Annotated in this window: 9 protein-coding genes; 6 read left to right on the forward strand and 3 right to left on the reverse strand. The window is 67.4% G+C overall.

Annotated features, from left to right (window positions below; all coding sequences use genetic code 11):
- Window positions 1–448: 448 nt before the first annotated feature.
- The 4 genes from ACHFGS_RS08550 (at window position 449) to ACHFGS_RS08565 (ending at window position 5,203) form a co-directional block, all read left to right on the forward strand.
- The gene (locus ACHFGS_RS08550; protein WP_394278416.1) at window positions 449–1,171 is read left to right on the forward strand and encodes a TnsA-like heteromeric transposase endonuclease subunit; all 723 of its coding nucleotides are present in this window, start codon (window positions 449–451) and stop codon (window positions 1,169–1,171) included.
- Between the two features lie 2 nt (window positions 1,172–1,173).
- Window positions 1,174–3,156: a Mu transposase C-terminal domain-containing protein gene (locus ACHFGS_RS08555; RefSeq protein WP_394278417.1), complete on the forward strand. Its 1,983-nt coding sequence runs from the start codon at window positions 1,174–1,176 to the stop codon at window positions 3,154–3,156.
- Window positions 3,153–4,139, forward strand: coding sequence for a TniB family NTP-binding protein (locus ACHFGS_RS08560; RefSeq protein WP_077049452.1), 987 nt, complete (start codon window positions 3,153–3,155; stop codon window positions 4,137–4,139). The genes ACHFGS_RS08555 and ACHFGS_RS08560 overlap by 4 nt, the downstream gene beginning before the upstream one ends.
- 68 nt (window positions 4,140–4,207) lie before the next feature.
- Complete coding sequence (locus tag ACHFGS_RS08565; protein WP_077049451.1) at window positions 4,208–5,203, forward strand: hypothetical protein; 996 nt, start codon at window positions 4,208–4,210, stop codon at window positions 5,201–5,203.
- 279 nt (window positions 5,204–5,482) lie between these two features.
- On the opposite strand, the gene ACHFGS_RS08570 is transcribed toward ACHFGS_RS08565, so the two are convergent.
- From ACHFGS_RS08570 to ACHFGS_RS08580, 3 genes are read right to left on the reverse strand one after another with little or no spacing between them, the layout of a single operon-like run.
- Window positions 5,483–6,244 (reverse strand): ABC transporter permease, encoded by a 762-nt coding sequence (locus tag ACHFGS_RS08570; protein ID WP_394289366.1) that lies wholly within the window; start codon window positions 6,242–6,244, stop codon window positions 5,483–5,485.
- A complete protein-coding gene (locus tag ACHFGS_RS08575; protein ID WP_077049449.1) occupies window positions 6,241–6,969 on the reverse strand; it encodes an ABC transporter ATP-binding protein in 729 nt (242 codons plus the stop codon). Before ACHFGS_RS08575 ends, ACHFGS_RS08570 begins: the two co-directional genes overlap by 4 nt.
- Window positions 6,966–7,535 (reverse strand): TetR/AcrR family transcriptional regulator, encoded by a 570-nt coding sequence (locus ACHFGS_RS08580; RefSeq protein ID WP_238592308.1) that lies wholly within the window; start codon window positions 7,533–7,535, stop codon window positions 6,966–6,968. Before ACHFGS_RS08580 ends, ACHFGS_RS08575 begins: the two co-directional genes overlap by 4 nt.
- Window positions 7,536–7,627: 92 nt before the next feature.
- Between ACHFGS_RS08580 and ACHFGS_RS08585 the strand changes: the two genes are divergently transcribed.
- On the forward strand, window positions 7,628–8,989 hold the full coding sequence (locus ACHFGS_RS08585) for a TrkH family potassium uptake protein (protein ID WP_077049495.1): 1,362 nt from the start codon (window positions 7,628–7,630) through the stop codon (window positions 8,987–8,989).
- Window positions 8,982–9,674, forward strand: coding sequence for a potassium channel family protein (locus tag ACHFGS_RS08590; protein ID WP_394289367.1), 693 nt, complete (start codon window positions 8,982–8,984; stop codon window positions 9,672–9,674). Before ACHFGS_RS08585 ends, ACHFGS_RS08590 begins: the two co-directional genes overlap by 8 nt.
- Window positions 9,675–9,795: the final 121 nt, after the last annotated feature.

The following is a 9,795-nucleotide window of genomic DNA, read 5'->3' on the forward strand; positions in this document are numbered from 1 at the left end:
CCGTGGGTGGGGGCGGCGTCTGAGCCGACGGGCACGCGATCCACAGAGTAAGGCCCGGTCAGAGAGGCTTCTGACCGGGCCTTGTCCCTTGCACCAAGAGTGTCCTGCAATCACATGTCCGGTAGCTGCCACAGCAAAACAGCTACCGTGCTGACGACTGTATAACGACGAGATAACGGCGGCAAGGGTTTCCCGTTATGAATTTGTGATGTGCCTGAGACTCGGGCCTTCGCATCGGACCGCCGACATATGTCCGATGACAGTGATTCTGTCGTCCGTGCCAGTGATCTTGTGTCTGAGGCGTTGATTCTGTCGTCCGTGCCAGTGATTCTGTGGACGGGCCTGCGACACGCGGCTCTTCGTCGAGCGGTCGACGAGCGGCGAGTCGTACTCTGGCGCCGTCAGGTTCGCTTCCTCAACTGAACATCTGCGAGCGAGAGGAGTGAGCGTGAGCGGATCGTCGCCTACGTCCGTGTCGGTGCGGGTGGAGTTCGAGTGGGTCCTGGACGGCAAGCGGGATCGCCGTGACGCGATGGACGCGCACGACGTCGCTTTCGAGTCGGTCGACGTCGTGCGGGTGCCTTCGTCGTGGAAGCACAAGCGGAGCTACGAGGGCTTCTACTGGGCGGCGACGACAGCCTCGCATGTGTGGTTCGAGTCGCTGTACGAGCGCGCGGCGCTCATGCGGCTCGATCGTGATCGTCGAGTAGCGGGTCTCGCATCACAGCCGATGTGGATCCACTGGCCGCAAGGCGCCGGCAAGCACGCACCCGACTTCTTCGTCCGCTATCACGATGGCAGCGCCGCGGTCGTCGACGTGCGACCTGCCGAGCGCATCGGCGATGACGACGCCGAGGTGTTCCGGATGACTGCTGAGGTCTGCGAGCGGCTCGGATGGGGCTACCAAGTCGTGAGCGACATCTCCGTAACTGAGCATCGCAACCTCCGCTTCCTCTCTGGATATCGCTTCGACCGTTGGATCTCAGCGTCAGCCACGGCCAGGATCCGTGCATCCGAAGGAGAGCAGAGGACTCTGGGGGAGTGGGAGGAACTACTCGCGAACCTATGCGCGGAACCATTGGGCGCCGTCTACTCGGCACTTTGGTGGCGGCGGCTTCGGGTAGACGTGGATCTCCCGCTCTCGCTCAGTACGGCGGCAGTGGCGGCATAGCGATGCGCGCGCGGATCGGAACACACCTCACCTGGGACGGTCACGAGTTCGTCGTTATCGCGATCGACTATCGGCACGCCGTGTTGCGATCGCTGGAGGAGGAGTTCGTCCGCGAGGTCGTCATCGAGGAACTGCTGCGCGCCCCCGACGTCGTCTGGCACGATGTGCGACCGCTCTCGAGCGAACCGCCCGACATTCAGTTGATTGCCGCGTTGCCGGAGGCGGAGCGACGCGTGCTGGATGCCTGGGTCGAACAGCTGGAGGCGGTGAAGGTCGCGGTCGACGCCGGCGCCGAGCTCAAGCCATTGCTCCAGGACGTTCGCGATGCCATGGCACCGTTCGTCCAGGTGTCGACGGAGACCGTGCGTCGCAAGTACCAGCGCTACCGCGCCGAGGGCGTCCTCGGGCTCATCGACAAGCGCCGACAGAACGGACGCAAGCCTTCGGTCGACGCGCGCATCGCGGCCGCCCTGAGTCAATTGGGCGCTGCAGGAGTGAAACGCTCCTCGGGCACGCGGTCTCGCACCGTCGACAACGTGAAGTGGATGCTCGAGGAGGATCTCGGTGAGAGCATCGACCTGCCGAGCGACCGGACGCTGTACCGCCTGATCGCGGCACACCCCACGGCTCGCAAGCTCAGTTCATCGGCGAGGCGTCGAGAGACCGAAGCGAACAAGCCGGGCCGGGCATTCGGGTTGCATGGATCCCTCCGCCCGGGCGAACACGTGCAGATCGACTCCACGGTGATCGACGTTCCTTGCCGGCTGCTGGATGGGCGTCTCAACCGTGCCGAACTCACGATCATCCACGATGTCGCCACCCGCTCGATCCTGGCGGCGATGGTTCGCGCGATCGCGACCAACAGCGCTGACCTGGCGGGAGTCCTCGCTCGGGCGCTGACCCCCTACGACCGGCGGCCGCCGGGTGCCCGCGAGCAACGTGAGCGGGTGGCCGCGACCTGGGCGGGCAAGTTCATGATCGAGCAGGATCGGCTGGATCAGCATCGGCTCGCGCAGCCGTACATCTTCCCCGAGACGATCACGACCGACAACGGCAAGATCTTTCGCTCTCAAGCCTTCCGGCTGGGATGCGCACGGCTGGGGATCTCTCTGATCTTCGCGAGCAAGCAGACGCCGACCGACAAGCCGCACGTCGAGCGCACGTTCGAGACGATGGTCACCCGGTTCGTGCAGTATTTGGAAGGCTTCACGGGCGGCAGCGTCGAACGGCGGGGCCGAGATGAACCGACCGACGAGGCGCTCGCCCTGGCCCAGCTGCAAGAGCTCCTCGAGGACTGGGTCGCAATCGAGTGGCAGAACCGACCACACGACGGGCTCACCGACCCATTGCTCCCCGGCCGCTTCCTCACGCCCAACGAGATGTTCCGTGCGTACCGCCGGGTGGCGCCGGAGATCCACGTGCCCTTCGAGCTCGCCGACTTCATCGGACTGTTGCCATCGAAGACCTGTACCCTGCAGGACTACGGCATCAACTTCTCGCGTCGCGTCTACAAGTCCCGGCGCCTTCCAGAGCTCCGCGCCGCCGGAGCCCAAGGCGAAGGAGCGACACGGCCCTGCCAGATCCGGTACGATCCCAACAACCCGCTCTACATCTGGGTCGAGCACGACGGCGACTTCGTGCCTTTCCGCGGCGCCCCCGATCTGCTGGATCAGCCGATGGGCGGCGACATCTGGCGAGCCTCCCGTGACGTCGATGCGGATCACGATCGCGCCGTGAGAGAGGATGCCGCGCAGCTGGCAGACCGGATGAAGCGGGCTCAGTGGGTGCGCTCCGGCAACAAGCGCAACCGTTCCGTTCGCACGGCGGAGGTGGATCGCGACCCGATGCACCTGACGGGCATCTCCAAGACGGTCGCTCGCGAAGAGTCCGAGGACGAGCCCGGCGGCGACGAGGTGATCTGGGATCGCGGCGGTGGGTTCTCGCTCCTCGCGGACGATGACGGGGTGTGGGAGCGGCTGACATGACCCAGGCGATCAACACGCGGGAAGGGTGGTCCGCGTTCGTCAGCGAGACCCTCGACAAGCCCATCCCGATCACTCGCGCCGAGCTCGACGCGCTCTCACCGGCGGATCGTGCGATGAACCGTGAAGCCCGCAAGCAGTTCATGATCCGCGGCCCGGTGGTGCACACGGCGCAGTTCGCTGCGATCGAGACCGAGATCCTGCGGCGCCTGATGCTCAACCAGTACAAGTCTCACGGCAAGCTCGGCGTGATCGTCTCCGGCGAACCCAACATCGGCAAGACGACGACCGTCGCGCACATCGCCCGCCGGTTCGAGCGCCGCCGCCGCGATGTCGGCCGCGCCGGCGGCGGCAACTCGATCCCCGTCATCTACGTCTCGGTTCCGCCGTCGTGCTCACCGAAGCTGATGCTGGGCGAGTTCGCGCACTTCCTCGGTCTCCCGATCCGACCGCACTACAACACCGGCGAGCTGATGAACACGGTCGCGAGCGTGATCGCCGCGTGCGGAACCGAGCTGATCATCGTCGACGAGATCCACAACATCAACCAGAAGTACAAGCAGATGGGAGAAGCCTCTGACACCCTCAAACAGCTGTCGGAGAAGTGCCCCGGTACGTTCGTGTACGCGGGTGTGGATGTCGAGGCCAGCGGGCTCCTTGACGGCACCCGCGGTCGGCAGATCAGCAGCCGGTTCCAAATCATGCACCTGCAGAAGTTCGAGAACTCCGGCAAAGCCAAGGCGAACTGGGCCGATCTGCTCGTCGCCGTGGAGAGCTCTCTCGGGCTCATCGGCCAGCAAGAGGGCGCGGTGCTGCGCCACGCCAGTCAGCTGCATGCCGCAACCGGAGGCGTGATCGGCGATCTCACCGGGATGCTGCACATGCTCGCGATGGACGCGATCGACAACGGCACCGAGCGGCTCGACCTCGACACGCTGTTCGGCACCGTCCCAGCCGACTCCACTCCGGTGCCCGCCGCAACATGAGGTCTCCGCAGCGAGTGGAAGACGTGCGTCCCCTTCCGATCGGGGTGCGTCCACTGCCTGCGGAAACGGTGAGCGGGTACCTCGCCAGGCTCGCCACGGCGAACATGCTCACGCCGCGCGATCTGCGACTCCACGTCACGGCCGTCGCAGGGCTCTCTCCGTCGCGCCCCAACCTCGAGCGCGCGGCGGGGTGGGCGGAACGGCTCGGCGGGCTCGCCCCGGGCCACTTCGACGCCGACGCCCGCCGAAACGCGATGTACGTGCGCTGTCAGCACTACCAATGGCAACCCACGCGCTGCAGACAGTGCGGGTACACGCAGCGTCCGCGCACCGCGTGCCAACGGTGCTCGGACGGTTCACACACGACCGTGTGCAGTCGCGGCGGAGCCGTCTGCAACAGGCACCGCCGATGGCACACCGACGGAGCGGATTTCGACCTCGCGCCATTCCCCGAGTACGCCCGCGCAGAACGCTGCCTGTCGGGAACGCTCTGGAAGCGCGGGATAGGACTCGCGACCGGCGAGTTGCAGCTGGCGGCAACGTTGATCCGGTACTGGGCGGTGGACGACCAGATCAGCCCGCGCGTCGCCGAACGCGTGGCTGCGCTCGGCGTCGATGAGCTCAGCTCCGAGACCGTCTTTCTCGTCGCGTATCCGGAGGTCGTGAACCTGACGACCGTCCTGACCGATCTGTCTTTCGCGAGCTACCTACTCAGCCCGCGGTTCAGCCTCGCAGAGCAGGTCTGGGCGCTCGAGGCCGCGGTCATCACGATCATGCGAGGCTCCACCACGCCACGGCTGCACCACGTGGCCGAGAAGATCGTCTCCCGCGGCAAGGCCGCCGTCGAGACCGCTTTCGGGATGCGTCAGAACGCGCACAACAAGCGGCCCGCGACTCTGGAGAAGGCGCTGATCGCCGCATCGCAGCGCCACCGCAGCTGCTTGCTGCGACACCTCAGCTCAGTTCGCATCCAAGTCCCGCCGTTCGAGCCCGGGGTGGCGGCACCAAGGAACGATGTCCTGGTGCGACGACGGCCGCTTCCCGATCTCGCGCTTCAGGAATAGGCGCTTCGCCTGCCGGTGTCGACTGTGCACCGGGGCGCTGCACAGTCTTGAGTGCGATCCCGGTCGGTTGCTCTCGAGGACATAGTCACGACGGAGGATCCGCCCACGCCGATCATCCCGATTGCCACGAAGGCTGGCGAATATAGCGAAATCTAGGGATGTCTAGCGTTTCCCTAGATTCTCCTAGACCTTGCTCCACCTTGGCGATGGTGCCGAAGATGCTCGGCCCGATGATCAAGCACGACGGCGGACGTTGCTCATGCTCGCAGCGACCGGTGGCTACTTGTCGAGTTGGAGGCGGTGCCAGGCGACGAGCGTCAGTGCTCCGAATAGGAAGGGGACGCTGGGGATCAGGGCGAGTTGTCCGGCTGTGACGCTGTCGGGGTTGATGGCCCAGAGTGCGGGGGTGACGATGGGGAACCATGCTCCGACGCCGATGAAGGCCATGACCTGTGCGATGACGAGGAGGCCGATCGCGGTCGCGATCCCAGGGAGCAATCCGCGGCCGAGGGTGGTGGCCCAGGCGGCGGGTGTGGCGGCGAGGCCGACGAAGATGGTCACCGGGATCTGGCGGGCGAGGGCTTGCCACTCGGTGGGGCCGGGCGCCCCGTGACCGAGCAGCAATCCGAGCGTCAGGAGCGTGGCACACAGTGCGAGCGAGACTGCGATCGTCCAGGCGAGGTAGATGAGCAGCTTGGCCAGGGCGATCGCCCATCGCGGCACGGGGAGGGCGAACAGTCCGGTGATCGTGCCGTCCGCGAACTCGCGGCCGATCATCCAGCTGAGCCCGATGCCGAGCGCGGGCATGACGCCGGCGGCGGTGATCTGCGCGGCGATCGCGAGCAGCGCGGACCACCCGTCGAGGTCCGCGATCGGGCCGAGCTTCGCCGTCAGTTGGGGGTCGCCGAGCTTCATCGCGGCGAGGATGCCGGCGACCAGCGCAGTCACGCTGACCAGGAGAAGCCCCGTGGTCCACCGCAGGACGCGGGACGTGACGGCCTTGCGTGTCTCGGTCACCAATGCAGAGCGGAAGATGCTCATGCCTGCCCCCGTTCCTGGTCGTCGGCGAGAACCGACGCGAAGAACGCCTGCTCGAGGTCGGCGCCCGTTGGGTCGAGCGTGCCGATGACGCGGCCGGCGTTGAGCACGGTGATGCGGTCGGCGATCCGGGCGACCTCGTCCAGGTGATGGCTGGACACGAGTACAGCGGCACCGGCGGCGCGGCGGGTGCGCAGTGCGTCGCGGAGCAGCAGCACCCCGGCGGGGTCGAGGGTGCTGGTGGGCTCGTCGAGCACGACGACGCGCGGGTGGTGCTGCATGGCGGCGGCGAGTCCGACCCGCTGCCGGTTGCCGGCGGAGAGCTGCCGTACCCTCACCTCGGCGTAGGGTTCCAGGCCGAACGCTCCGATGGCGGTGTCGACGGCTCCGGCGGCGACCCCAGCGGTCAGGCCGTGCAGCCGCGCGGATAGCAGCAGGTTCTCCCGTGCGGTGAGGTCGCCGTAGGCAAGCGGGTGCTCGATGACGTGGCCGACGCCCGACCATGCGGCAGCCGGCAGCTTTCGGAGGTCGGTCCCGCCCAGCAGGACGCGCCCTGCCGTGGGCCGGAGCATTCCGAGCAGCACCTTCATGAGGGTGGTCTTGCCGGCGCCGTTGAGCCCGACGAGCGCGTGGATCGTGCCCGGCCGCACCTCGATGTGGACGTCATGGATGCCGGCGCCGCCTCGGAACGTACGGGTCACGGCGGAGGCGCTGAGTCCGGCGCTCATCGTGTCACCGTGCGATCGAGGACGTCGAGGGCGAGCCGTATCGCGTCGTCGAGCGGGCCCGGGTCGTCCGTGACGGCCCAGGCGGTCAGCGACTCCATCAGCGCGGCCAGCGTGGCCGCTGCGGCGATCTGCGCGACGGTCGGGTCGGCGCCGGTGTCGGTGAGGGCCTGGGCGATCGCGTTCTCGGTGGCGCGGGTGTTGGCGCGGATGGCGCCGGTCAGCCCGGGGGTGCGGGCGGCGATCCGCATCCGCCGGCGCACCGCTTCTTCCGCGGGCCCGGGCACGGTGCGCCACGCGACGCGCACCCCGGCCGTCACCCGCGCAAGGGCGGGCATTGCTGGCGGCTGCGCGGCGACGGCCTCCGCGATGAGCGGATCGTAGGGGTCGTCCAGGAGCAGGCGATCCTTCGACGCGAAGTGACGGAACAGGGTCATCTCGCTCACCCCCGCCGTTGCGGCGATCTGCGCCGTCGTCGTCCGGTCGTAGCCGTGCGTCTCGAACAGCTCGAACGCTGTCTCGAGGATGCGCTGCCGCGTCCGGTTCCGCTTCGTCGGCTGCTCCGTCACGCCCATTATGTTAGCAACTAACAATCGCGGTGAGCGACTCGCCCACGGTGTCGTGGCTCGGGTGCTTCATCGATCACTACTATTGGCGGGTGCTGTTCGCTCGTGCGACGCGCGACGGGTCTACTTCGACCCGCCGGCTGCGTCCGGTGCAAGTCATCTTCCTGGGCTTCTTCGGCGCCGGCATCGTCGGCGCCGGACTACTGATGCTGCCTGTCGCGAAGACCGGACCGGGCGGGGCGAGCTTCCTCGAGGCGCTGTTCACCGCCACCTCCGCATTGTGCGTGACGGGCTTGGTCGTGGTCGACACGCCGACCTACTGGACCGGATTCGGGCAGGCCGTCATCCTGGCGCTGATCCAGGTCGGCGGGTTCGGGGTGATGACCTTTGCATCGGTGGTGGGCCTGGCCGTGCTGCGCCGGTTCTCGCTCCGCTCCCGCCTGGTCGCGGCGGCGGAGGTGAAGAGTCTCGGCCTGGAAGGTGTCGGATCGCTCGTTCGCGGCGTCGTGCTGATCTCACTGACGATCGAGGCCGCGGCGGCGATCATCCTCACGGCGCAGTTCGCGATCGCCTACGGATACGGGTTCGGCGAGGCCGTCTGGCTGGGGGTGTTCCACTCGGTGTCGTCGTTCAACAACGCCGGGTTCGCGTTGTACAGCGACAGCATGATGCGCTACGTCGCGGATCCGGTGATCTGCCTGACGATGTCGGCGGCGATCATCCTCGGCGGCCTCGGGTTCCCGGTGCTGGTGCAGCTGCGCCGTCACCTGCGTGAGCCGCGGCTGTGGTCGATGCACACCCGCCTCGTGCTCTGGGGGACGATCCTGCTGCTCGTCCTGGGCGCCGTCTACGTCACCGCACTGGAGTGGGCGAACCCGCGAACGCTGGGCCCGCTGGAGTGGCCGGCCAAGCTGCTGGCCGGGTTCTTCCAGTCCGTCCAGACCCGCACCGCGGGGTTCAACAGCGTCGACATCACCCAGCTGCACGAGGCGACCTGGTTCGGGATGGACGCGCTGATGTTCATCGGCGGTGGCCCTGCCGGCACCGCGGGCGGGATCAAGATCACCACGTTCGGGGTGCTGCTGTTCATCATCATCGCCGAGCTGCGCGGCGACGGGGTGGTGAACGTGTTCGGCAAACGGCTCTCCCGCGCCGTGCACCGACAGGCGATCACCGTCGCACTGCTCGCCGTCGCCCTTGTCGCCGGGAGCACCGGCCTGATGCTGCTGGTCACCGACCACCCGCTGGACAAGGTGCTGTTCGAAGTCACCTCCGCGTTCGGCACCGTCGGACTCTCAGCCGGGATCACCGCCGACATCCCCCCGATCGGGCAGGTGCTGCTCATCCTGCTGATGTTCATCGGCCGGCTCGGGCCGATCACCTTCGCCTCAGCGCTCGCCCTACGAGAGCGCCGGTTGCTGTACGAGCTCCCCAAGGAAAGGCCGATCATTGGCTGACAAGAAGATCCGCCTGTTCGGCGGCACCGACCCGTCCCGCGTCGCGTCCGCGAACGCCGTCGCCGTGCTCGGGCTGGGCCGGTTCGGCAGCTCCCTGGCACTCGAGCTCATGGCCAACGACACCGAAGTGCTCGGCATCGACACCCGGGAGGAGGTCGTGCAGGCCCTCAACGGCCGTCTCACGCATGTGGTCGCCGCCGACACCACCAGTGAGGATGTGCTCCGTCAACTCGCCGTACCCGAGTTCGACCGTGTGGTCGTCGCGATCGGCAGCGACCTGGAGGCGAGCATCCTCACCACGTCGCTGCTGCTGCGCTTCGGGATCCGGGATGTCTGGGCCAAGGCGGTCAGCGGCGCGCACGGCGCGATCCTCGAGCAGCTCGGTGTGCCGCATGTGATCTACCCGGAGCAGGACATGGGGCGCCGGGTCGCACACCTGGTGCGCGGCAGCATGCAGGACTACATCGAAGTCGACAACGACTTCGCCCTCGTGCGCACCACCCCGCACCGCGCGATCACCGGCATCCCGCTCGGCCAGACCGACCTGCGCGCCAAGCACGGCGTCACCATCGTCGCGGTCAAACCCCTCGGCAAACCCTGGACCCACGCGACAGCGGAGACGGTGCTCCGGCCCGAAGACGTCATCCTGGTCTCGGGACGAACCCGGGCGGTTTCAGAGTCCTAGCGCAACACCTCGTCGAGGAGGTTCGTTGTGTCGAGGAAGATTCCGTGGGCGACGCGGGCGGGCGCGGTTCGAGGGCTGATCGCGGGTCGTTCTGCGATCGAGTTCGCGCCGACTCTGGGTG

Origin of the sequence: Microbacterium sp., from assembly GCF_043427715.1 — a bacterium.
Classification (GTDB): domain Bacteria; phylum Actinomycetota; class Actinomycetes; order Actinomycetales; family Microbacteriaceae; genus Microbacterium.

What these genes read in the sequence shown, in the direction of transcription:
- ACHFGS_RS08555 (WP_394278417.1), top strand. Translation starts at nt 1,174, where the DNA reads ATGCGCGCGCGGATCGGAACACACCTCACCTGGGACGGTCACGAGTTC.
- ACHFGS_RS08570 (WP_394289366.1), bottom strand. Translation starts at nt 6,244, where the DNA reads ATGAGCATCTTCCGCTCTGCATTGGTGACCGAGACACGCAAGGCCGTC.
- ACHFGS_RS08560 (WP_077049452.1), top strand. Translation starts at nt 3,153, where the DNA reads ATGACCCAGGCGATCAACACGCGGGAAGGGTGGTCCGCGTTCGTCAGC.
- ACHFGS_RS08575 (WP_077049449.1), bottom strand. Translation starts at nt 6,969, where the DNA reads ATGAGCGCCGGACTCAGCGCCTCCGCCGTGACCCGTACGTTCCGAGGC.